Annotated in this window: 17 protein-coding genes and 12 tRNA genes; 5 read left to right on the plus strand and 24 right to left on the minus strand. The window is 70.7% G+C overall.

Going from position 1 to position 21,873, the window contains the following annotated elements; genetic code table 11:
- Positions 1–23: 23 nt before the first annotated feature.
- Together ACH442_RS30640 and ACH442_RS30645 are read left to right on the plus strand one after the other, a co-directional pair.
- On the plus strand, positions 24–833 hold the full coding sequence (locus tag ACH442_RS30640; protein WP_396341597.1) for an intradiol ring-cleavage dioxygenase: 810 nt from the start codon (positions 24–26) through the stop codon (positions 831–833).
- Between the two features lie 218 nt (positions 834–1,051).
- Positions 1,052–1,960: a WD40 repeat domain-containing protein gene (locus tag ACH442_RS30645; RefSeq protein WP_396341598.1), complete on the plus strand. Its 909-nt coding sequence runs from the start codon at positions 1,052–1,054 to the stop codon at positions 1,958–1,960.
- Positions 1,961–2,123: 163 nt separating this feature from the next.
- On the opposite strand, the gene ACH442_RS30650 is transcribed toward ACH442_RS30645, so the two are convergent.
- The 6 genes from ACH442_RS30650 to ACH442_RS30675 form a co-directional block, all read right to left on the minus strand.
- Positions 2,124–2,963 (minus strand): alpha/beta hydrolase family protein, encoded by an 840-nt coding sequence (locus ACH442_RS30650; protein ID WP_396341599.1) that lies wholly within the window; start codon positions 2,961–2,963, stop codon positions 2,124–2,126.
- Between the two features lie 265 nt (positions 2,964–3,228).
- Complete coding sequence (locus ACH442_RS30655) at positions 3,229–4,476, minus strand: hypothetical protein (RefSeq protein ID WP_396341600.1); 1,248 nt, start codon at positions 4,474–4,476, stop codon at positions 3,229–3,231.
- A 37-nt stretch (positions 4,477–4,513) separates the two neighbouring features.
- On the minus strand, positions 4,514–5,611 hold the full coding sequence (locus ACH442_RS30660) for a hypothetical protein (RefSeq protein WP_396341601.1): 1,098 nt from the start codon (positions 5,609–5,611) through the stop codon (positions 4,514–4,516).
- The gene (locus ACH442_RS30665) at positions 5,601–6,260 is read right to left on the minus strand and encodes a sugar transferase (RefSeq protein ID WP_396341602.1); all 660 of its coding nucleotides are present in this window, start codon (positions 6,258–6,260) and stop codon (positions 5,601–5,603) included. The genes ACH442_RS30660 and ACH442_RS30665 overlap by 11 nt, the downstream gene beginning before the upstream one ends.
- 11 nt (positions 6,261–6,271) lie before the next feature.
- Entirely contained in the window at positions 6,272–7,528 is a 1,257-nt protein-coding gene (locus ACH442_RS30670; protein ID WP_396341603.1) for a nucleotide sugar dehydrogenase, read from the minus strand.
- A 26-nt stretch (positions 7,529–7,554) separates the two neighbouring features.
- Entirely contained in the window at positions 7,555–9,486 is a 1,932-nt protein-coding gene (locus ACH442_RS30675) for a polysaccharide biosynthesis protein (protein WP_396341604.1), read from the minus strand.
- A gap of 401 nt (positions 9,487–9,887) precedes the next feature.
- Between ACH442_RS30675 and ACH442_RS30680 the strand changes: the two genes are divergently transcribed.
- Positions 9,888–10,970 carry a glycosyltransferase gene (locus tag ACH442_RS30680; RefSeq protein WP_396341605.1) on the plus strand — a complete coding sequence of 361 codons (1,083 nt, stop codon included), beginning with the start codon at positions 9,888–9,890 and terminating at the stop codon, positions 10,968–10,970.
- Here the strand turns inward: ACH442_RS30680 and ACH442_RS30685 are convergent.
- The 5 genes from ACH442_RS30685 to ACH442_RS30705 all read right to left on the minus strand — a co-directional run bounded on the left by ACH442_RS30685 (position 10,945) and on the right by ACH442_RS30705 (position 16,988).
- Positions 10,945–11,445 (minus strand): VanZ family protein, encoded by a 501-nt coding sequence (locus tag ACH442_RS30685; protein ID WP_396341618.1) that lies wholly within the window; start codon positions 11,443–11,445, stop codon positions 10,945–10,947. The two genes, ACH442_RS30680 and ACH442_RS30685, sit on opposite strands and share 26 nt — an antisense overlap.
- 469 nt (positions 11,446–11,914) lie before the next feature.
- Positions 11,915–12,520, minus strand: coding sequence for a LuxR C-terminal-related transcriptional regulator (locus ACH442_RS30690; protein WP_396341606.1), 606 nt, complete (start codon positions 12,518–12,520; stop codon positions 11,915–11,917).
- A gap of 1,106 nt (positions 12,521–13,626) precedes the next feature.
- Positions 13,627–15,198, minus strand: coding sequence for a DHA2 family efflux MFS transporter permease subunit (locus ACH442_RS30695; RefSeq protein ID WP_396341607.1), 1,572 nt, complete (start codon positions 15,196–15,198; stop codon positions 13,627–13,629).
- Positions 15,199–15,313: 115 nt separating this feature from the next.
- The gene (locus ACH442_RS30700; protein WP_396341608.1) at positions 15,314–15,913 is read right to left on the minus strand and encodes a lysostaphin resistance A-like protein; all 600 of its coding nucleotides are present in this window, start codon (positions 15,911–15,913) and stop codon (positions 15,314–15,316) included.
- 91 nt (positions 15,914–16,004) lie between these two features.
- Positions 16,005–16,988: a hypothetical protein gene (locus ACH442_RS30705; RefSeq protein ID WP_396341609.1), complete on the minus strand. Its 984-nt coding sequence runs from the start codon at positions 16,986–16,988 to the stop codon at positions 16,005–16,007.
- A 174-nt stretch (positions 16,989–17,162) separates the two neighbouring features.
- On the opposite strand from ACH442_RS30705, the gene ACH442_RS30710 reads away from it, so the two are divergent.
- Together ACH442_RS30710 and ACH442_RS30715 are read left to right on the plus strand one after the other, a co-directional pair.
- Positions 17,163–18,341 carry a sensor histidine kinase gene (locus tag ACH442_RS30710; RefSeq protein WP_396341610.1) on the plus strand — a complete coding sequence of 393 codons (1,179 nt, stop codon included), beginning with the start codon at positions 17,163–17,165 and terminating at the stop codon, positions 18,339–18,341.
- Positions 18,260–18,919: a response regulator gene (locus ACH442_RS30715; protein WP_396341611.1), complete on the plus strand. Its 660-nt coding sequence runs from the start codon at positions 18,260–18,262 to the stop codon at positions 18,917–18,919. The genes ACH442_RS30710 and ACH442_RS30715 overlap by 82 nt, the downstream gene beginning before the upstream one ends.
- 96 nt (positions 18,920–19,015) lie before the next feature.
- Here the strand turns inward: ACH442_RS30715 and ACH442_RS30720 are convergent, their stop codons facing one another.
- The 13 genes from ACH442_RS30720 to ACH442_RS30780 form a co-directional block, all read right to left on the minus strand.
- Positions 19,016–19,441 carry a hypothetical protein gene (locus ACH442_RS30720; protein ID WP_396341612.1) on the minus strand — a complete coding sequence of 142 codons (426 nt, stop codon included), beginning with the start codon at positions 19,439–19,441 and terminating at the stop codon, positions 19,016–19,018.
- 901 nt (positions 19,442–20,342) lie between these two features.
- A tRNA-Arg gene (locus ACH442_RS30725) sits at positions 20,343–20,415 on the minus strand.
- 371 nt (positions 20,416–20,786) lie between these two features.
- A tRNA-His gene (locus ACH442_RS30730) sits at positions 20,787–20,862 on the minus strand.
- A 1-nt stretch (position 20,863) separates the two neighbouring features.
- Positions 20,864–20,935, minus strand: a tRNA-Val gene (locus tag ACH442_RS30735).
- 14 nt (positions 20,936–20,949) lie between these two features.
- Positions 20,950–21,034 (minus strand) — tRNA-OTHER (locus ACH442_RS30740).
- Positions 21,035–21,042: 8 nt separating this feature from the next.
- Positions 21,043–21,117, minus strand: a tRNA-Glu gene (locus ACH442_RS30745).
- A 5-nt stretch (positions 21,118–21,122) separates the two neighbouring features.
- Positions 21,123–21,194, minus strand: a tRNA-Val gene (locus tag ACH442_RS30750).
- Positions 21,195–21,275 (minus strand) — tRNA-Met (locus ACH442_RS30755).
- A 2-nt stretch (positions 21,276–21,277) separates the two neighbouring features.
- Positions 21,278–21,350, minus strand: a tRNA-Lys gene (locus tag ACH442_RS30760).
- A gap of 3 nt (positions 21,351–21,353) precedes the next feature.
- Positions 21,354–21,442 (minus strand) — tRNA-Ser (locus ACH442_RS30765).
- A 12-nt stretch (positions 21,443–21,454) separates the two neighbouring features.
- Positions 21,455–21,528 (minus strand) — tRNA-Pro (locus ACH442_RS30770).
- 10 nt (positions 21,529–21,538) lie between these two features.
- Positions 21,539–21,612, minus strand: a tRNA-Ile gene (locus tag ACH442_RS30775).
- Positions 21,613–21,617: 5 nt separating this feature from the next.
- Positions 21,618–21,708 (minus strand) — tRNA-Ser (locus ACH442_RS30780).
- Positions 21,709–21,873: the final 165 nt, after the last annotated feature.

The raw sequence follows: 21,873 nt of genomic DNA on the forward strand, positions 1-21,873 counted from the left end.
TCCCCCTTCCGCGAGGAGAAGAGATGCAAGACAACGACGCCTACGTACGCGAGGTACACGACAAGGGGTTGCAGTTCGACCTGCCGACGATGTCCCGGCGGCGGATGCTCACCGTCGCCGGCGGGGTCGGCGCCGCCGCGGTGATCGGTGGCGGGCTGGCCGGTGGTGGAGCGGCCGACGCCGCCGCGGCCGCCGCCTGCCGGGCCGAGGTCGAGTCGGAGACCGCGGGGCCGTACCCGGCGGACGGGTCGAACGGGCCCGACGTGCGCAAACTGTCCGGGATCGTGCGCAGCGACATCCGCTCCAGCTTCGGGACCTCGACGACCACCGCCCCCGGTGTGCCGTTGCAGTTCTCGCTGACCGTGCAGAACCTGGCGTGCAGCCTGGTCTCCGGCGCGGCGATCTACGCCTGGCACTGCGACCGGGCCGGGCGGTACTCGCTGTACTCGTCGGGCGTGACCAACGAGAACTACCTGCGTGGCATCCAGGTCACCAACTCGTCCGGGGTGGCCACGTTCACCAGCATCTACCCCGGTTGTTACTCGGGCCGCTGGCCGCACATCCACTTCGAGGTCTACTCGTCGCTGGCCGCGGCGACCAGCGGGGCCGGGCCGATCCGGAAGACCTCGCAGATCGCACTGCCCAAGGACGTGTCGTCGACGGTGTACTCCAGCGCCACCGGGTACTCCGCGAGCGTCACCAACCTGAGCCGGATCACCCTGGCAAGCGACATGGTCTTCGGTGACGACCTGGCCGCGCGGGAGATGGCCACGGTCACCGGCTCGGTCTCGGCGGGCTACGTGGCGAACCTGACGATCTCGGTGAACCTGTGAGAACGGGGCCCCGCCTCCTGGGCAGCCGGCGGGGCCCCACCTCCCGCGACCGGACCATGCCGTGCGGTCGAGCAGGTACTGCAGGCCCTGCACGAGCCGTTTCTCGTTCAGGTCACCACCGACGACGACGCCCGCACGAACCGGAGAAAGTGAATCCTCGCCGGCGGCAGAGCGCGCCGAAGGACTCGCCGCACGCGACAGGTGGCATCATCCGGGTCGTGATCATCGATGCGCTGCACCTGGCGACGTTGCCGCTGGACGGCACCGACATGCTGGTGTCCTCGGACGGCTCGGCGATCCAGGTCTGGGATCCGCGGACCGGCAAGCGGCTGAGCACCACCCGGGAGAGGGCCGGCAAGCTCAACGAGCTGATCGTCTGCCCGACCGGCTGGCGGGATCCGCTGATCACGGTCACCACCGACGAGGGCCTGTTCTGGTTCGAGCCACGCACCGGCGCGCTGGGCAACCTGCCCGACCGGTCGGCCCAGGTGTTCCCGATGGCCGCGTGGGCCGGCACCCTGCTCGCCGGGTCCGGCAGTGCGCCGTACCCGCTGCTGCGCTGGGACGCCGGGACCGGCGCCCGCCTCGAACCGCTCGGCCGGCACGGCGACCAGGTCACCGCGATCGCCGTGCTGACCCCACCCGGCGGCGACGGCCCGGTGGTCTGCGCCGGGGACAAGAACGGCAAGATCTCCCGCTGGAACCCGCGCACCGGCGCACCGGCCGGCGAGCGGCTGGACGCCGGCGGCGACGAGGTGATCGGCGCGATCACCCCGGTCGAGCTGCCGGACGGCCGGGTGCTGATCGCCGCCGCGACCGCCGACCTCTACCGCTGGGACGCGGTGACCGGCGAGCCGATCGGTGCCCCGATCGTGGTCGACAGCTACGCGGTCGCCACGCTGGAGGCCGTGACCGTCAACGGACGACCGGAACTGATCACCGTGGGCTACGACCGGGCGGTGCAGCGCTGGGACGCCGAGACCGGCGAGCGCGTCGGTGAGCCGGCCCCGGGCCGGTGCGCCACCGTGCTGCGCCGGCACGGCCTGCTGACCCTGGCCATCGGCACCCTCGACGGGAGGATCGAGTTGCTCCCCCTCGATCAGACCCACCCCGATCGCCGGATCTGAGCGGATCACCGATCGCCCGGAGCACACGGGCCCGCGTCAGTAGCGCAACGACACCACGAGTTGCTGCAGCCCGCCGGACGCCCGGGCGAGTTCGGCCGAGGTCTTCCGGGCCTGGCCGGCGCCGGTGCGGGTGTGCTGCGCGTTCAGGTGGGGCCGGCCGTGGTCACTTGACGTCGAGGTGACCGGCCGGGTCCACCTCCAGCGTCTCGCCGCGCAGGAAGGCCGTGGTCACCCGCTGGATCAGCGCCACCCGCTCCGGGCTCTCGTCGGTCGTCTCCGTGCTCAGGTACCCGTTGATCCCGCCGAGTGAGTGTTCCCCGCCGTGCACGGTCAGCAGCGCCCGGATGCCAGGGCTCAGCGCGTACGCCTCGGTGAACCACTCCGGGCCGACCGGGCTCAGCATCGACTGGTCCTTGTCCCCCGCGACCAGCAGCGACGGCGTGGTCAGGTGGGCGAAGTCGGGGTTCATGAACGGGAAGTGCTCGGCCGCGAACGGGGTGAGTTTCGCGCCGCCGGTCCCGGTCATGGCGAGCAGGACACCGGCCTTGACCCGCGGGTCGGTGCGGTCCTCGTCGCTGCCCTCGACGCGGGCGCCGAGCAGCATGCCGGCCGACTGGGCGCCCCACGAGTGACCGGCCACCGCGATACGGTCGTGGTCGAGCCGACCGGCCGCCCCGGGCACCGCCTCCTCGATCAGGTCCAGGTGGTCGAGGACGGCGACCAGGTCGTCGACCCGGTGACGCCAGATGTCGGGGTACCGCGGGTCGGCCGGGGTGACGTTCAGCGTCCGCGAGTCCAGGTGCGTCGGCTGGACGACCGCGAATCCGTGCTGGCTCCAGAAGTCGACGAGCGGCGCGTAGCCGTCCATCGACTGGCCGAAGCCGTGCGAGAAGACGATGACGGGCAGGTCGTTGCCGGTCGCCGGGGCGGTGACCCGCACCTGCAGGTCGTCGCCGCGGCCGGGGGCGGGCAGGGTCACCGGGCGCACCGAGATCACACTCATGATTACTCCTTCAACACGGAACGGCGTTCCGCTTGGTTCACGTCGAAAGATACGGAACCTCGTTCCGCTTCGCAAGTGAGGTGGATCTCCGACGGCCCCGGACGGCGAGCCGGCACCCGCCGTGGTCATCCGGCGTCACCACGACGGTCAGCACCGGCCGAGGCCGGGCCGGCGGCCGTAACCCGGACCAGAGCGAGCCCGGCCGGCAAGCAGACCACGACCAGCCGCGGCCCACCCACCGATCCGTGCGCCGCACCACCGGCGGTCAGGCGGCGTCGCGGTCCTCATGGCGGCGCTGCGACGGAATGATCAGATCCCGGTGCCGAGCCGGCCGCCGGCCGGCCGGCAGTTGCGGCCCGACCCGGGCGGGCCAGATCCGCTGCGGCCGATCAGCGAGCTTAGGCCGCTCACGCGGCACCAGCGACCGATCCGGCGGCACCCAGATGGGCAGCGGCGCCCAGGCCGGCCCCCACCAGACGATCGTCCCGTATCCCCGGACCAGCGGCGGCTGCAGCGCCGGCCATCGAGCTTCGACCGGGATGGCCAGCCGCCACGCCTCGAGGGGCACGAGCGCGGTGACCGGATGCCCGGGCGCCCCGGGCAGGACGGGCAGTGGCGGCGCGGGCAGCGCATGCGGTTGCGCCCCGGCGGGCAGTTCGGCGGGCCCGGCCGCCCCTTCTTCCAGGGTCGCGGTCGCCGGCGCGCTGGCCAGCACGATCGCGCAGCCGACGGTGACCAGCGCGGCTGCCAGCGCGACCGGTTCCCATCCGGGCCGCACGGTGTCGCCGAGGACGGTCAGCGCGATCACCGACGGGGCGATCACCTCGAACGTCCAGTGCACGGCGGTGACGCGTCCGACGTCGCCACCTTGCAGCGCATTCGCGTACATGATCATGCCGTTGGCCGCGAAGACCAGCAGCACGTAGGTCAGCGGCTCGCTGAAGATCGTCATCGCCGCGGAGCCGACCGTGGTCATCTCGTCGTCGGGCAGGTGCAGGGCGCGCCCACCGAGGGCCGCGAAACCGACGGAGAGCCCGCCGATCGACGCGATCAGCCCCGGCGACCCGATCTTGGTAGCCGCGAAGCCGAGGAACAGCACGATGACGAGCGCGCCGACGAAGAACAGCCGCAGGGTGAGCGAGGCGGCCACGACGTGCTGCTGACCGGCCGACATGGCCAGCCCGGCCAGCGCGAGGATCGTCACCACGATCGCCGCCACGTCGCGTCTGCGCAGCTTGGAGCCGAGGAACGCCCACGCCGCGAACGCGGTGATCGCGAGTGAGCCGGCCAGCACCGACTCGACCAGGTAGACGGCGAGTTCGCGCAGCGCGACCATCGACCCGAGCCAGGCCATCATGTCCAGCGCGATGCCGATCAGGTAGAGCGGGTGGCCGAGGGTGCTGACCGCGCCGGTGCTGCGCCGGGCGCCGACGGCCTGCAGGATCGAGCCGGCCGCGTAGCAGAGCGAGCCGAAGACGGCGATGCCCAGCGCGAACCAGCCACCGCCGGTCATCGCGATCGACCGCCGTCACCGAGGGTGCAGGCCGCTCTCACGCCCTGATGATATGGCCGCTCCTCGATTCGCGCGAGGCCCGCGACGTCACCACTTCGGCCATCCGGAAAACATCGTCCGAGCTGCACCGATGATCAACCGGCAGGGTGATCGTACGGTCGGCCAGCGCGGCCGCGTCCCGGTCGCCGCTCCAGAATCCGTGCCGGTCCTGCCGCCAGTGCACCGGGGCATAGATCCGGTTCGCGGCGAGATGTTCCAGCATCGCATCCCGCTCCACCATGGAGGGCAGCACGATCTGGATCCGGAACGGCGCGACGTCCTCCGATCCATGAAACCCTGAGATCCCGACATTTCCCGTACGCCCATGGAGCGCATCCCGCAGCAGCACCGCGTTCCGGCTGCTGCCCGCCCGGATCCCCGGCACGTCGAGCATCGGCAGCACCGCCCGGCTGACCGTGCTGGCCGGTCCGGCACTGCCCAGCAGCGCCCCTTCCCCTTCGCGTTGCAGCGCGCGGAACGTCTCCTTGGGCACCGGCCGGCCGTCCAGCCATCCGGCTTTGAGCAGCATCGCCGCGAGCTTCTGTCCCGCCCCGGCGTTCTCCGGGCCTTCGGGTCGTGGCAGGTCACGACCGGTGGGCGACCACAGCAGGGCGCCGTCGGGCAACGGCAGCGTCTTGCGGAGCGACGACACGACGTACGAGCAGATGCTGTTCTTCGCCCAGAGGCTGAACGGGTCGTGGGAGTGGTCCTCGATCACCGGGATGTCGGGGTGGGCCCGGATCCACGCGTTCCACGGCGCCTGCTCGTCGTGGCCGAAGAGGTTCTGGGCGAGCACGACGTCCCCGGGGCGGGTCCGCAGTGTCTCCCAGCGCGGCCCCCGCCCGTCCGGCAGATGTCGATAGAAGGCGACGGGCGTCTCCGCGGAGAGTGCCTCGGCCACGCCCATGCAGAAGTACGACGGCACGTGCAGCGTCCCGCTCGGAGCAAGTTTCCGCAGCAGCGCCGTCAACGCCCCGCACCCGGTCGCGAACAGCTCGCGCCGCGACGGCACCCAGCCCGGCAACCCGCCCCCGGCCAGCGCGGACGGGTCCCAGTGGAACTCCGAGCCGATCTCCGGCGGAGGTTCAGGCGGCACGGCTGAGATCCTGGGTGTTGTCGCCGGCGGCCCGCCCGATGTTGAGCGTGTCCACGTGCACCGGTGGTTCCCCGCGGTTCAGGTCGGCGAACGTGCGCCAGACGATCTTCAGGTCGAGCCAGGGCGTCCAGTGGTCGATGTACCAGCGGTCCAGCACGAACCGGGCCGGCCAGTCGATGTCGTCGCGCCCGTTGACCTGCGCCCATCCGGTGATCCCGGGGCGCACTTCGAGGCGCCGCGCGTCCTCCGGCGAGTAGTTCGCGACCTGCGGCAGCACGTCCGGCCGCGGCCCGACCAGGTTCATCTGCCCGCGCACCACATTGATCAGCTGCGGCAGTTCGTCGAGGCTGGTCCGGCGCAGGATCCGGCCGCACCGGGTGATCCGCGGGTCGTCCTGGAGCAGGCCGAACGGGTCGGCCATGCCCAGTTGCGCGCTCATCGCCACGCTGTCGTGGACCATCGAGCGGAACTTCAGCATCCGGAACGGCCTGCCGTCCTGGCCGGCCCGGTCCTGGACGAAGAGCACGCCCTTGCCGTCGGCGATCCGGACCCACAGGGCCACGCCCAGGATCAGCGGCGACAGCAGGATCAGGGCGATCAGGGCGACGAGTTGGTTGAGGACATTCCAGATCGGGCGCAGGAGGGCCACGATTCCTCCGTTCAGATCGATTCCACGGTGGTTCCGGTGAGGCGGTGGCGGGTGTCGAGCACGAACTGCGCGTGCTCGACGACCAGGTCCAGGTCGAAGGCGTCGTGGTCGGCGAGCAGCACCACGGCGTCGGCCGCGGCCACCTGCTCGGCGGTCAGCGCGACCCGGGTGACCCGCTGGTCGACGTGCGCGTCCTCGACCACGTGCGGGTCGGCCGCGCGGACCTCGGCGCCCATCTCCAGCAGCAGGGCGGCAACCCTGCGAGCCGGTGACTCCCGGGCGTCGCCACTGTTCTTCTTGTAGGCCAGACCGAGCAGGAGAACCGTCGATCCGTTCAGCGCCTTGCGGCGCCGATTCAGGGCCACGGCCAGACGGCGTACCACGTAATCGGGCATATGGTTGTTGATGTCGTTGGCGAGTTCGACGAAGCGGAAGCTCTGCCCGAGCGTGCGCTGCACCCGCCACGACAGGTAGGACGGGTCGATCGGCAGGCAGTGCCCGCCCACCCCGGGGCCGGGGACGAAGCGCATGTATCCGAAGGGCTTGGACGACGCCGCGTCGATCGCCTCCCACACGTCGATGCCCAGGTCATGGGCGTAGACCGCGAGCTCGTTGACCAGGGCGATGTTCACGTGCCGGAACGTGTTCTCCAGCAGCTTGGCCAGCTCGGCCACCTTCGGGTCGGAGACCGGCACGGTCGTCTCCACCACCGAGGCGTAGAACGCCTGCACCTTGGCCAGCGACGCCGGGTTGATCCCGGAGACCACCTTCGGCGTGGTGGTCAGGTGCCACTGCCGGTTGCCCGGGTCGATGCGCTCGGGGCTGTAGCCGAGGTGGAAGTCCTCGCCGGCGATCAGCCCCGAGCCCTCCTCCAGGATCGGCCCGACCAGCTCGGTCGTGGTGCCGGGATAGGTGGTCGACTCCAGCGCGACGGTCGCGCCGGGGCGCAGGTAACGGGCGAGCGTGCGGGCCGAGTCCTCGATGTAGCGCAGGTCCGGGGTGCCGTCGCGCAACGGCGTGGGGACCGCGATCACCGCGATGTCGAAACCGGCGCAGGCCCGTGGATCCGACGACGGCAGGAACTTCCCCCCGGCGAGGACCTGCTGGAGCTGCTCGGACGTGATGTCGTCGACGTAGGACTCGCCGGCCGCCAGCCGCTTGATCCGCTCCTCGTCGACGTCGAAGCCGACGACCAGGTGACCGACCTCGGCCGCACGGACCGCCAGCGGCAGCCCGACATACCCCTGGCCTGCGATGACTACCCGCATCGGGACGCTCCCTGCCGGTTTCTTCTTCATGGATGGCGCCCGAGGCGCATGGTGAACTCGGCCTGGCGCTTGCCGACCCGGCCACCCGGGCGCGGCTGCGGAGCCGGCGGAACCCGGCCGGGCAGCGCCGGGCTCTCGGCGAGCCAGCGCAGCACCGCGATCAGGTCGGCCCGGGGCGAGGTCGGGTCGAGCAGCGAGAGCACCGCCCCGTCGAGCGGTGGCACCGGCGCCTGCGAGATCAGCGGATGGTTCGGCCGGTGGTCGGGCTCGTCCGGCCCGAGCAGCACCTCGGCCAGCTTCTCGCCCGGTCGCAGCCCGGTGTAGACGATCTTGACGGGCCGGCCGGCGCTCTCCGCGATCCGTTTCGCCACGTCCGCGATCCGCACCGGCTCACCCATGTCCAGCACGAGCACCTCGCCGTGGCTGTCCAGCGCGCCGGCCTGCACGACCAGCCGGACCGCCTCCTGCACCGTCATGAAGTAGCGGTTCACTTCCGGGTCGGTGACCGTGATCGGCCCGCCCGCCGCGACCTGCGCGGCGAACGCGGTCAGCACCGACCCGCGGCTGCCGAGCACGTTGCCGAACCGCACGCTGGTGTAGGTGCCGGGCGCCGCCGCGTCGGCGGCGGCGGTGAGCCGCTCGGTGATCCGCTTGGAGTAACCGAGCACGCTGCACGGGTCGGCGGCCTTGTCGGTCGAGATGTTGACCAGGCGGTCGACGTGGTGCCGGATCGCGGTCTGCAGGATCTGGTAGGTGCCGATGATGTTGGTCTTGAGCGCCTCGGACGGGTGCATCTCCAGCAGCGGCAGGTGCTTGAGCGCCGCCGCGTGGAAGACCACCTGCGGCCGGTGCTCGGCGAACACCTCGTCGAGGCGCTGCTGGTCACGGATGTCGGCGACGACCAGGTTCCGGTCGTCGAGCATGCCCTTGCCGTCCAGCGAGAGCTGCACCGCGTGCAGGCCGGACTCGTCACGGTCGAGCATCACCAGGCGGGCCGGGTTGAACTGGGCGACCTGCCGGCACAGCTCGGAGCCGATCGAGCCGCCGGCCCCGGTGACCAGCACCCGGCGTCCCTGCAGGTAACCGGCGACCGCGGCCAGGTCGATCGCGATCTCCCGGCGGCCGAGCAGGTCGGCGTGGCTGACCGGGCGGATGTCCTCGACCCGCACGGTCCGCCCGAACAGCTCCACCACCCGCGGGACGACCTTGACGTCCACGTCGAGCGGCTCGGCCAGATCGGTCAGCGCCCGGATCAGCGGCGCGTCGGCGCTCGGGATCGCGATCACCACGGTGTCGGCGTGGAAGCGGCGCACCACGTCGGCCATCGCGTGCCGGGTGCCGGCCACCGGGACGCCCATGATCTGCAGGGCGCGTTTCGCCGGGTCGTCGTCGAGAAGAGCGACCGGGACGTACGGACTCGACGGGCTCCGCAGCATCGCCCGGATCACCTGCGTCGCGCCCTCCCCGGCGCCCATCACCACGACCCGGCTCCCCGGCTCGGGGCGGGGCCGCAGTCGCTGGTCGTGCAGCAGCCGCACGGCGTACCGGACGCCGGCCGCGAGTACCAGCCCGATCAGCCCGGCCCCGATGATCGCCGAGCGGGGCACGAGCCGCCCGAGCAGCGTGTCCAGCACGAACACGATCGGCGTGGTGACCGCGGCCGTCTTGGCCAGGGCCAGGATCTCCTCGAAGCAGCCGTACGACCACCGTCCGGTGTAGAGCCCGAACCGGATGCCGGCGGCCGTGTGCACCAGCGCCGCCACCAGGGACAGCTCGGCCAGGTCACCGCCGTGCAGCCACTGCACGTGGCCGTCGTGCCGGAGAAGGGTCGCGATCAACAGTGCGGTGGACAGCGCTAACGCGTCGGCACCGGCACGAGCGGCTCGGCCGGGCAGCACCGTGCGGATCCACGGCGCCGCCCGGCCTGGCCACTCACCGCTGGCCGGGTCTTTTCGCATGGGAATCCCCCTCGTACGACGCCGGCGGCAACCGGCCGTGGATCCTGCACAATGAACCCGGCCACGGCAATTGAATTCGGCCAGTCGGTAATCGATTCACGGGCCATTTGCGACTATCAGCGTTCCAGCTACCGCCAGGCCGGTGCAGTAGCAATTGTCATGCGCTACGTGAGTAACGCTCACGTTTCAATATCCGCGCAGTCCCGGCCCTCGATCACAATTTTTGGCCATCATTGTCGAGCCATTCGGCCGACCTCGGCATATCGATGGTGAAGGATCATCACATTAAATATGACATCTGCGACTTCCACTTCACCGGCCATTCCGGCACCGTTCTCGCAGGAGCCGCCGCAAGCGTTCTGTCAACTATGCGACTGGGGGCGACGATGAGGGTGCTCCATGTGATCAGCACCGCGGCGGAAGGCGGCGCCGAACATCAGCTCCGGCTGCTGCTGCGCCGCCTCCCGCACGACAACGAGGTGGTCACGCTCGCACCGGCCGGCACCGAGGGCCGCGCCATCCGGGCCGGCGGGATCCCGGTCCACGAACTGAGCACCTCCTGCGACCGGGACGTGCCGGCAATCGTCCGGCTGCGCCGCCTGATCCGCCGCGGCCACTACGACCTGGTCCACACCCACCTCTACCGCGCGTGCGTGCAGGGCCGGATCGCCGCGCGACTGGCCGGCGTCCCGCACGTCGTCGCCACCGAACACCACCTCGGCCGCCCCGGCGCCACCCGGCTCGGCCCGCTCTACCTGCTCAGCGAACGGTTCGGCGAGATGACGATCGCCGCCACCAGCGGCATCGCCGCCCGGCTGCGCGGCTGGGGCGTCCCCGACGAGCGGATCGCCACCATCCCGCGCGCGATCGACCCGTCCGAATACCGCTTCGACCCGGCCCTGCGCGCCGCCGCCCGGGCCCGGCTCGGCGTCGCCGACGACGTACCGGTCATCGGCGTCACCGGCCGGCTCACCCCGGCCAAACGCTTCGACCTGCTGATCCGCGCCGTCGCCGAAGTCCCCGGCGCGGTCCTGCTGCTCGTCGGCGACGGCCCGGCCCGCCCCGCCCTGCAACAACTGGCGATCATCGAGGACGTCGCCGACCGCGTCCTGTTCACCGGTGCCGTCCGCCACCCGCGCGAGATGCTCTGCGCGATGGACGTCTTCGCCTCCCCCGACCAGAACACCTGGGGGCTGGCCGTCCTCGAGGCCATCGCCGCCGGACTCCCCGCGGTCTACGCCGCGTGCGCGCCCCTGGAGGAACGCGCCGCCGCCCGCGCCCCGGTCCGCGGCACCCACCGGCTCTCCCCGCACGACCGCGAATCCCTGCCCCGCACGCTGCGCGCCGAAATCCTCTGCCACGCCGAACGAAACCGCGGCCGTCTCCCGGCCCGCACCGCCGGCCTGCGCTACGACGCCGATCATCTGGCCGCGGCCGTCGAGCAGCTCTACGAACGGCTCACCCTGACCGCACCCGTTCCCTGATCACATTCCGGACGACCCACTGCCATCCGACGTACCCGAAAATGGTCCCGATGGTGTTCGACAACAGGTCGTTGACGTCAGCCCAGCGATTCCCGTGCACGGTCAGAATCAACACCAGCTGCGTCACCTCGACGCTCAGACTCAGGAAGAACCCGATCCGCACCACCCGCAGCCTGTCCACGATCCCGAAATTCAGATGCAGCAACGCCGCCAGCGGCAACGTCATCATCATGTTCAGCACGAAATCGCGGCGACGCATCGCCAGCGTCGGAATCAGCAGAATTCGATACGTTGCCGGCGGCCCCGCATCCGGCCCCCACGACACCGGCATCGGCAACATCGTCGCGCCCAGCACCGCCACCGCATACCAGCTCAGCGCCCACGCGAACAGCAGCCGCCGCGTCGTCAGCCGGCCCCGCCGCCGCAGCCAGAGCCAGGACAGCACCATCAGGATGCCACCCAGCGGCAGCAGCACCGGCAACGCCGGCACCGTGAACTGTTCAACACGCATCGAAACCCACGCTACGCGACCCGGTCTCGCGTCCCTCCACTTCGCCGGAACCTCCGGTCAACCCACGATCACATTCTTCATGTCCCATCTCCGCTGTGGTCATTCTCCGCCGCTCCCGCGGGGGCCCTTGCGGGCTTCGCAGGCCGTGGCCGGCCAGAACGCGAAGCCCTCCAGGGCGGCCTCCGTGGGTGGGCACGGTCACCCCACGAAACCCCGTCCCAGGGACTGGTCGTGCGCGCCCGTCGCCGGCTCGGCTCGGCTCCGCGAAGCCACCGACCCCGACCCGGCCGCCCCGCGCGCCGCCGCCCCGACCCGGCCACCCGCGCGCCGCCGACCCCAACCAGGCAGTCCCCACGCCGCCGCCGCAACCCGGCCACCCGCGCGCCGCCGACCCCAACCGGGCAGTCCCCACGACGCCGTGAAGCCCGCGTGGTCAGCGGAGCCAGCCCTCTTTGCGGGCGATCCGGATGGCGTCGAGCCGGTTGCGCGCGCCGGTCTTCGCGATCACCGCCGACAGATAGTTCCGCACCGTGCCACCGGACAGGTACAGCCGACCGGCGATCTCCTTCACCGAATCGCCCTCGGCCGCCAGCCCGAGCACCTCCAACTCCCGGGTGCTCAGCCCCCGATCGGTGTTCAGCGACGCGGCCTGAAGCATCGGCGACACCACCCGTTCCCCCGCCGCGAGCCGCCGCACCGAATCCGCCAGCGACGACGACGCGGCACTCTTCAGCAGGAAGTTCAGCCCACCGTTCCACCGCCGCGGCGGCAGCATGCCCCGCTTCGACGGGTCACACAGCAGCAGCATCGCGCAGGACGGAATCGCGGTGTGCAACTCGTCCGCCATCGGCAGGACCTGACTCACCATGTACTCCGTGTCGATCACGATCACCGCGGGCCACAACTGCGCCGCGCGCGGCGCCAGCTCGCCGTTGATCGGCAGAGTGGTGACGTAATGCATGTCCGGTTCGGTCTCCAGGAACGTGCGCACCGGGACACCGAAGTACCCCTCGTCTCTCACCACCAGGACCCGGATCATCACACCACCCTCGTCGATGGGCGCCGGCTCGTAGCCGGGCGCCGACCCCGTCCGAAACGCTCGACGCACTAATTTTTAGATGACTCCCGGCCCATTCTGCGAGCACCGAACAAGTCGATCCGATAAAGATCTTCAAAAGTCCGGCGCGGTGCAGGTCAAAAGATATTCGTGCCACGCCGACGAGCGCGGGACACCTCCATAAAGTAACCGCCTGAAACCCTCCGTGCACGTTCTGTCGGCCGTTCGACGGAGTCAAGTCCACCAGATCAACGAATCCACCGCCCGAAACGGTGCAGTAATCACGCCCATACCCGCTGTAAGTTACGCTTAAAGGCCACTAAATCATTATTTTTCGGACATTCACTTTCACATTCTCAACGCTTTTCCTTTCTCAAAATCATTCACATCTCAAATTGGATCACTCGCAAAGATCCCATCCCCGACCGATTCCGATCACCACCCCAGTCCCCGCCCGTTCAATCCCCCACCCCCGCTCGCCGTTCAATCCCCCACCCCCGCTCGCCGTTCAAGCACCGCCCCGCTCGCCGTTCGAGCCCCGCTCCGCTCGCTCCCCACGCACCCATCGCTCACAGCCGTACCGCACCACCCCGCCGCCGCCCGCCCGCCCGCCCGCCGCAACGTCCTGCAAGCCCCGCCGTGCGACAGACCCACACCGCACCACCACCGAGACAGCCCTGACGCCCAGCCACCACCCACCGGCTGGCGCCCTGACGTGCATCCACACCGCCGAAAGCCCTCTCACACCCAGCCGGGCGCTCCGTGGCTTGGCGCTGAGCGGTGCTGCAGAAGGCCGGGCAGACGCTCATTGGCTTGGCGCTGAGCGATGTTCGCAGAAGGCCGGGCGGGACGTGGGCTCGGCGGCGCGCTGAACGACGTACCTCCGAAGCAGTTGAAACGGCCGTCGGCCGCGACCGGCGGCAGGCACGGTGACCCGCCGCCGCACCGCCCGGCCCGATGCCGGGAGGCCACAACGACTGAGGCGCCCCCGGATTCCGGGAGCGCCTCAGAACGAGCGGACGAGACAACAGAGCGGGACCGCACCCCACCAGCAGAAGCGCGGCGGGATCTCGTCCACGGGGAATCGGTCAGTGCATGATGACCGGCGCTGCCGCCGCGTCCGCGCCGGTCAACGGGGACCCCTGGCGCCTGCGCGGCAGGAAGAACGCCGGGACCAGCGTCAACAACGTCAGCGCGAACCCGACCCAGAACGTCGTCGCGAACGAGTCCGCCACGAACTGAAGGCCGCGGTGCAGCAGGTCCGGCGGCAGTTGCTGGGCGAGCGCCGGGTTCTGCTGGGCGGCGATGGCGGCGCCGGCCTCGGTGACCGGGCTGCCATCGGCCGGGTTGGTGACGCCGGGGATGACGGTCGACTCGTTGAGCTGGTTGGTCAGGATCACCGACATCATCGCGGTGCCGACCGACCCGGCGATCTGCTGCAGGATGTTGAGCAGGGTGGACCCGCGGGCCACCTCGTGGTTGGTGAGCGTCTTCAGCGCCGACGTCATGATCGGCATCATGGTGCCGCCCATGCCGAGGCCCATGACGAACAGCGAACCGCACAGCAGCAGGTAGGACGTGTCCGTCCCGACCTGGGTGAACGTGAAGAAGCCGGCCGCGATCAGCAGCAGGGCGAACGGGACGGTCCGCCCGACCGGCACCTTGTCGGCGAGCATGCCGGCGATCGGCATGGTCACCATCGCGCCGATGCCCTGCGGCGCCATCAGCAGACCGGCGTGGAGCGTCGACTCGCCGCGCACCTGCAGGAAGTAGCTCGGGAAGAGCAGCCCGGCCCCCATGAACGCAACGGTGAACACCGCGAGGGTGATCGTGGCGACGGTCAGGTTCCGGTTGCGCAGCAGGCGCAGGTCGAGCAGCGGGTGCTTCGGCGTGAACGAGTAGAGGATGAACGCGACCACCAGCAGCCCGCCGATCAGCATCGGCAGCCACACCTTGGTCGCCGTGAACGTACCCTCGCCGGGGATGGAGGACACCCCGTAGAGGAAGGACGCGAGACCCGGGGAGAGCATCAGCATGCCGAGGAAGTCGAACGACTCGGACGGCTCCGGGCTGTCCTTGGCCAGCGCCCACCACGCGTAGACCAGGGCGATCGCGCCGATCGGCAGGTTGATCAGGAAGATCCAGTGCCAGCTGGCGACGTCGATCAGCCAGCCGCCGAGGATCGGGCCGCCGATCGGCCCGAGCAGCATCGGGATGCCGAGCACGGCCATCAACCGGCCGATCCGCTCCGGACCGGCCGCCCGCGTCATGATCGTCATGCCGAGCGGCATCAGCATGCCGCCGCCGAGGCCCTGGAGCACCCGGTAGCCGACGAGCTGGCCGATGCTGTCGGCGGTGGAGCAGAGCACCGAGCCGATCGTGAACAGCAGCAGCGCGGTCATGTAGAGCCGCTTGGTACCGAACCGGTCGGCGGCCCAGCCGGTCAGCGGGATGACCGTGGCCAGGGCCAGCGTGTACCCCGTCATGGTCCACGCGACCTGCGCATACGTCGCGTCGAACTCGGTCTGGAAGGTGGGCAGCGCGACGCTGACGACGGTCACGTCGAGGATCGACATGATCGCGCCGAGGACGACGACCCCAGCGATCTTGAGAACGGCGGCGTCGAGCTTGGCCGGCGCAACCTCGGCTTGGCTGGTCAAAGGAAACTCCCGAGTCGGACAGATCCCGGCGGGCGCAACCCCCTGGCCCGCCGTGTCACGGCCGCGAGCCTATACGCCGCACAAAGTGCTCACCGCCCATTTATCGACCTCCCGACTATGGCCCTTCCCACTGATCAACTTCACTGCGTACGCGGGATGCGGCCAGGACTCCGAGCCCGTCGGCGGCCCAGTGCACCAGCGCCGGCGCGAGCAGGCCACCACCGACCGCCCGCAGTGTCCCGAGAATCACCCCGGCCACGCCGGTGACCAGCACGTCGGTCCACGGCCGCTCCGGAGCGAGGTGCCACAACCCGAAGAGCAGGGCGGTCACCCCGGTCGCCCAGGCCGGGCCGTGATCACGATCGATCAGCCCCCAGAGCACCCCGCGGAACGCGACCTCCTCGACGACGACCGTGGCCAGCGGCACCGACACGAGCGCGGTGTACCACGGCCGGTCATACGTCGTCCGGAAGAACCGGCGAGCCGCGGGCAGTCGCACCGCGACGGCGTAACCGATGGCGATGATCGTGGCCGCGCCGAGGCCGTACCACAAACCGGAAAGCGTGAGCCCCGCCTGGCGTGAGGTGAGGCCGGAGACCGTGACCAGCAGGGCCGCGGCAAGCGGCCCGGTGACGGGCTGGACCCAGCCCGGTCCGAAGCGCGCCCAGACCCGGACCGCGGCGAGGATCGCCACGACCGCGACGAGGACGCCCACATCCTCCACCGTAGATCGATCGCCGGGTGCTCGCGACACGACGGGTCCCGGCCTGCGCGCGGCACACCGGGACCCGTCTCCCCCGTCCGGCTCAGACGGCCGGCTGGAGCTCGGCGTCCGGAGCCGGGGTCAGTGCCCGCGTCCGCCGGGCGACGTACCAGAGGATCGCCAGCGCGGCCAGCGCGTAGATGATGTGGCTGATCAGGCTGATCCAGGCGAACTTGTCGTCGGCGAAGAACGTGTGCCAGGAGTACGTCAGCAACCCCGCCGCGATGATCGCGAACCGGTGCCACGGACCCCACGCCGCCCGCCGCGCCCAGAAGGCGACCAGTCCCAGCGTCCCGGCGATCGCGACCACCATCGCCGCGACGCCGGCCCAGGTCGGCACGTCCCCGAACGTCACGCTCTCGAAGAGCACGCCCCCGGCGATCCCGACCGCGAACACGACCCCGGGACGCGGCACCGGCCCCGGCCGCCCGGCGGCGGGCCGGGGCAGCAGGAACGCGACCACGACGATCACCAGCGCGAGGACCGCGATCGCGATCGCCTGACCGGCCGACTCCAGGAAACCGTGACTCAGGCTCGGGTCGGTCCGGGTCGTGTTGAAGATCGCCAGCCCGCCGGCCACCATCAGCACCCCGGCCACGGTCAAGCCGAGCCGGCCCAGCCACGGCTCGGTGCGGCGCGCACTGCTCTGCTCGACCAGCGCGATCGGCACGCTGATGCTCCACACCGTGTGCAGGGTCGTCACGAAGGTCACCCACGGCAGTGCGGTGCCGAGCGCCGGAATGTAACCGGGGTCGAGCAGGTGCTCGTCCAGATAGCCCTTGTTGAAGAACGACTGGGTGATCATTCCCTCCTCCACCACCCCGTAGGCCAGCGCCAGCATCATGATCGTCGGCCAGCCCCGGCCGGTGCGGCGGGCGACCTCGCGGATCACGACGGCGGCGCCGCCGTACATCGGCGCGAACACGAACAGCAGCGGGAGCAGCGTGATCGGGAAGTCGCCGAGGAAGAACTCGCCGACCAGCGGGGCGAGGAAGAAGAGCGCGAAGACGGGCGATCGGCGTCGCATCGTCGTGTCCTTTCCGGAGGTACGTGCTGACGCGTCGAACGTTAGAGGTGTCCGGTCCGTCCGCGCGTCGGCTCAGGAATTGATGTTGATGATCGGGTCTCCACCCGTGGGTGGAGACGGAGATTCAGACCTGGGTCCGACGCGGTTCCACAGTGGCCGCCGTACGGTGGTGGCGTGTCCGAGATCCCGCACCGCGCCGGCCCCGAGTGGGCCTGGGCCCTGAACGCCGGGCGTGCCGTCACGCTCGTCGTGCTGGCGGCGGCCACCATCGCGCTCGCCGCACCGGAGCATCGCGTGCTCGCCGCGAGCGCGCTGGCAGTGAGCCTGTGCGGGTCGGCCTACGGGTTGCGACACGGCCCCGGCCAGTGGGTCCAGCGCCTGATCGGGCTGACCCTGTTCGCCGCCGGCGGGGTGACGCTGCTCGCCGTGGACGGTCGAGCGCCCGGCTGGCTGGCCTGCGGGGTCGCCGTCATCGCCGGGCTGGCCCGGCTCCCGGCCCGGGCCGGCCTGATCTTCGCCGGAACGGTCATCGTCGCCACCTGCCTCGCACCGCTGGCCCGCGACGACCTCGAGGACGTGCCGATGATGGCCGCGATCTGCGGCGCCGCCCTGGTCGTGGCGCTCGTCGTGACCGGCGCACGGAATCGGGCGGTCACCGCCGAGCAGCTCCTCGAGGCCGAGCAGTCGGCCCGCGAGTCCGCCGCCGAGCGGGACAGACTCACCGAGCGCCAGCGCATCGCCCGGGAGATCCACGACATCCTGGCCCACACCCTCTCCGCGCAGACCGTCCAGTTGGAGGGCGCCCGCCTGCTGCTCGACCGCGGCGCCGCCCCGGCCGAGGTGCGCGAACGCATCCTGGTCGCACAGCGGATGGCCCGGGAAGGGCTGGAGCAGACCCGCCGCGCGGTGCAGTCACTGCGCGGCGACGCCCGCCCGCTGGTGGAGGTGCTGCGCAAGCTGGCCGACGACGCCGACGCGAGGTATGAGGAGTCCGGCACCCCGTGGTCGCTGGCCCCGCCGGCCGCGCTCACCGTGGAACGCGTGATTCAGGAGGGGCTGACCAACGCCCGGAAGCACGCGCCGGGCGCAGCCGTCACGGTCACGATCGCCTACATGCCGGACGCCTTGCGGGCGGAGGTCCACGACACCGGTGCGACCAGCCCGCCGCAGGCTCCGCCCGACGGTGGTTACGGTCTCACCGGCATGCGCGAACGCGCGGCGCTGATCGGCGCCGACCTACTCACCGGACCGCACGGAAAGGGATACCGGATATGTCTGACGCTGCCCAGGAGCGGCCCATCCGCGTCGTCGTCGCCGACGACCAGCGCATGGTCCGCGACGGCATCCAGCTGATGCTCTCGCTGGTCGGCGGCGTCGACGTGGTCGAGCTGGCGGCCGACGGCGAGCAGGCGGTCGCCGCGGTGGCCGCGCACGACCCGGACGTCGTGCTGATGGACCTGCGGATGCCGAACTGCGACGGCGTGACCGCCACCCGGCGCATCCGGGCCGAGCATCCACGCACCCAGGTCGTGGTGCTGACCACCTTCGCCGACGACGCGGACGTGCTCGACGCCCTGCGTGCCGGTGCCCGCGGATACCTGACCAAGGACGCCGGCGCCGAGGAGGTGGAGCGCGCCCTGCGCCGGGTCGCCGCCGGTCACGCCGACCTGGATCCGTCGGTGCAGCGTCGCCTGCTCGGCTGGCTGCCCTCACCGGCCGTCCGTGGTCCGGCCCCGGATGCGCTCACCGACCGGGAGCTCGACGTGCTGCGCCTGATCGGCGACGGCCGTTCCAACAGTGAGATCGCCGCGCATCTGAGCGTGTCGGAGTCCACGGTGAAGACCCACGTGAACCACCTGTTCGCCAAGATCAAGGTGCGCGACCGGGCCCAGGCCGTCACCTACGCCTTCCGCAACGGCATCGCGACCTGAGGCCGGCTGCGCCGTCGCCGCCTGCGGGCGGGTCAGCCTGCGGGCGGATCAGCCTGCGAGCGGATCAGCCTGCGAGCGGATCAGCCTGCGCGCGGATCAGCCTGCGGTGGTGATGCCGGGCGTGGTCACTGGCGGCTCGGTCGGGCCGAGGAACAGCTCGGTCACCGACGGCTCGACCGGGATCGGGGCTGCGCCCGCGCCGGCTTTCGGCAGCGGCCGCCGCGGCTGCACCCGGCCCGAGCTGCCGCCACGCCCCGGATAGACGAGCAGTCCGTTCACCGGATCCGGCACCGCGTCCAGCGCGGCACGAACCGCGGGCAGGTCACGGAACTCCGTGAACCGCTCGTCACTGCGGAACCCGATCTCGAAAAGGACACCCCAGCTGTGGCGGTGCCACTCCCAGTCGTAGGCCCCGTTCGTCACCGCGGCCTCGACCAGCGCGTTACCGAACGAATCCTGCCAGCGGGCGGCGGAGGACCGCGGCCCGTCGAATACCTCGATCGACCACCAGTGCAACTCCATGCGATCCAATGTACGACCGCCCCACACGCTTCGACGCGCCGAATTGTCGGTGGATGCCTCTGGGTTGCACTCATGACGAAGCCGCCCCCGCCCCTCCCACCACCCGGCTGCCGAGTCGGCACCGCACCGTCGATGCGGAGCCTGCCGTCGCCACCATGCGCCGGGCCGATCTGGAGCCGCTGGCGCCGTTCCCCGGTTCGAGCCGGCCTTGGCGCTGTCGCCACCTCCGTGCGGGCGGGAGGTCACCCCGAGGTTCGGCAACATCGCCAAAGGCCGGCGTGGCTGCCTGTTCTGCAGCGGCCGGCGGACGGATGCGGAGGCCTCGATGCGCGAGGCCGGCTTCGCTCCCCTGGCACCCTATGGGACGTCGATGACACCGTGGCGGTGCCTGCACACCATCTGCGGCAGGGAGAGCAGCCCGACGCCGGCCAAGGTCCGGCCGGGCGGCGGCTGCCGCTACTGCGCTCAGCACGGCTTCCAGCGAGGCGCACCAGCCCGGGTCTATGTCGTGATCCACAAGAGGTTCGGCGCCGTGAAGATCGGTGTGGCCGGCGTCGGCCGGCAGCGCAACGATCGGTGGCTCAGCACCGGCGGTTCGGCTTCGAGCTCCACTCCGAGCATCCCGTGCCGACCGGCGACGACGCGCTCCGTGTCGAGCAGGCGATCATCGGCGGGTTGCGCGCCGGGGGACATCGGCCCCGTCTGACGAGTCTTCAGCCGCCCAACGGCTGGACCGAGACCTTCGACGCCGCGCGCCTGAGCGCCTCGACGACCTCATCCGTGCGGAGGTCGAGCGGTTGCGGGTCGCAGGCCCCGGTGTCGATCTGGGCGGTCCACCCTTATGAGGGGCGGACGGGCGCCGGCCCGCCTGCGGTGACCCCACAGTGGATGGCGCATGTCGTGCCCTCGGCTGGACTCGAACCAGCGACCCCGGCGCTCGGAACGCCGTGCTCTCTCCGCTGAGCTACGAAGGCAGGTGCGCGCCCGCCCCAGAAGCGGGCGCGCCGGCAATGCACGTCCGCCCGAGATGCGGACACACATGCGATGCACGCCCGCCCGAGATGCGGACACACATGCGGTGCACGCCCGCCCGAGGAGAGAGACACGCAAGCGGTGCACGCCCACTCGAGGAGCAGGACACGCAAGCGGTGCGCGCCCGCCCGAGGAGCAGGACACGCAAGCGGTGCGCGCCCGCCCGAGGAGCAGGCGCGCACCCGGCGCCCGGCTGTGAAGCGGACGCACCCGCGGCGCACGGCCCTGTCGGCAGATCGTGCCCGCGAGAAGGAAAGCAGAAGGAACCAACCACGCAGACCGGTCTCCCCCGAGACGATCGGGATGCGTGAAAGGGTGCCAGGCCGGATTCGAACCGAGCGTCTACCGGATCCACAGTCCGGCGCTCTAGCCGCTGAGCTACTGTCACCGTGCCCGGACCAGGGATCGAACCTGGGACTTCCCCGTTGTGACCGGGGCGCTCTCCCGCTGAGCCATCCGGGCGGGATTTCCACGAGCGGAGGAGGTGGGATTCGAACCCACGAGACCCTTGCGGGCCCACGCCGATTCCAGCGGCGTTCCCGAAGCCAGGCCGGCTCCTCCGGGACAAGCAGCGCGGACGGGATTCGAACCCGCACATGCCCTGGGTGAAAACCAGGTGACTCTCCCTATTCGTCCACCGCGCCACGCGTGCCCCGAGCTGGTGTCGAACCAGCGACCTCCGCCTTGTCATGGCGGCGCTCTCCCGCTGAGCTATCCGGGCTGGGAGCAGGGGCGGGATTCGAACCCGCGAAATCTCCGGCTTATGAGGCCGGCGAGGACGACCGAACTCCTCCACCCTGCAAGTACGCCGCCGGGGACTCGAACCCCGAACCCGCTGATTAAGAGTCAGCTGCTCTACCCGTTGAGCCAGCGGCGCATGAGGAGACGACGGGAGTCGAACCCGTACGAGACATCGCTGCCTCCGACCGCTTTCGAAGCGGCGGCCGGCGCCCATCGGCTGGCGTCTCCCACCAACGTGCGTCGGGATGGCGGGATTTGAACCCACGACCCCCGGTTCCCGAAACCGGTGCGCTACCAAGCTGCGCCACATCCCGTTGTCTGCCGTGTCGCCGGGCGGGTTCGAACCACCGGCCTCCGCCTTATCAGGGCGGCGCTCTCACCGTCTGAGCTACGACGACGTGCGCGGAGAGCGAGAGATTCGAACTCTCGGTGAGGGTCGTGACCCCCACTACGGATTAGCAATCCGCCGCCTTAGGCCGCTCGGCCAGCTCTCCTTCGCGCCCTGTACCGGGATCGAACCGGCGACCTCGCGCTCGACAGGCGCTTGCTCTTCCACTGAGCTAACCTCGGTCTTTCACTTGAGCGTCGGCTCATAGCTTCTGGTCAATGAATCTGATTCGCGTGTCTCTCGCTGTTTTGAGGGCATGCTGAATGCCCGG

It is taken from the genome of Actinoplanes sp. NPDC020271 (genome assembly GCF_044388125.1).
Taxonomy (GTDB): Bacteria; Actinomycetota; Actinomycetes; order Mycobacteriales; family Micromonosporaceae; genus Actinoplanes.

Excerpts from the sequence above, each read along its gene's own strand:
- ACH442_RS30705 (WP_396341609.1), bottom strand. The coding sequence starts at position 16,988 with ATGCGACGCCGATCGCCCGTCTTCGCGCTCTTCTTCCTCGCCCCGCTG.
- ACH442_RS30715 (WP_396341611.1), top strand. The coding sequence starts at position 18,260 with ATGTCTGACGCTGCCCAGGAGCGGCCCATCCGCGTCGTCGTCGCCGAC.
- ACH442_RS30690 (WP_396341606.1), bottom strand. The coding sequence starts at position 12,520 with ATGATCCGGGTCCTGGTGGTGAGAGACGAGGGGTACTTCGGTGTCCCG.
- ACH442_RS30655 (WP_396341600.1), bottom strand. The coding sequence starts at position 4,476 with ATGACCGGCGGTGGCTGGTTCGCGCTGGGCATCGCCGTCTTCGGCTCG.
- ACH442_RS30640 (WP_396341597.1), top strand. The coding sequence starts at position 24 with ATGCAAGACAACGACGCCTACGTACGCGAGGTACACGACAAGGGGTTG.
- ACH442_RS30675 (WP_396341604.1), bottom strand. The coding sequence starts at position 9,486 with ATGCGAAAAGACCCGGCCAGCGGTGAGTGGCCAGGCCGGGCGGCGCCG.
- ACH442_RS30650 (WP_396341599.1), bottom strand. The coding sequence starts at position 2,963 with ATGAGTGTGATCTCGGTGCGCCCGGTGACCCTGCCCGCCCCCGGCCGC.
- ACH442_RS30670 (WP_396341603.1), bottom strand. The coding sequence starts at position 7,528 with ATGCGGGTAGTCATCGCAGGCCAGGGGTATGTCGGGCTGCCGCTGGCG.
- ACH442_RS30720 (WP_396341612.1), bottom strand. The coding sequence starts at position 19,441 with ATGGAGTTGCACTGGTGGTCGATCGAGGTATTCGACGGGCCGCGGTCC.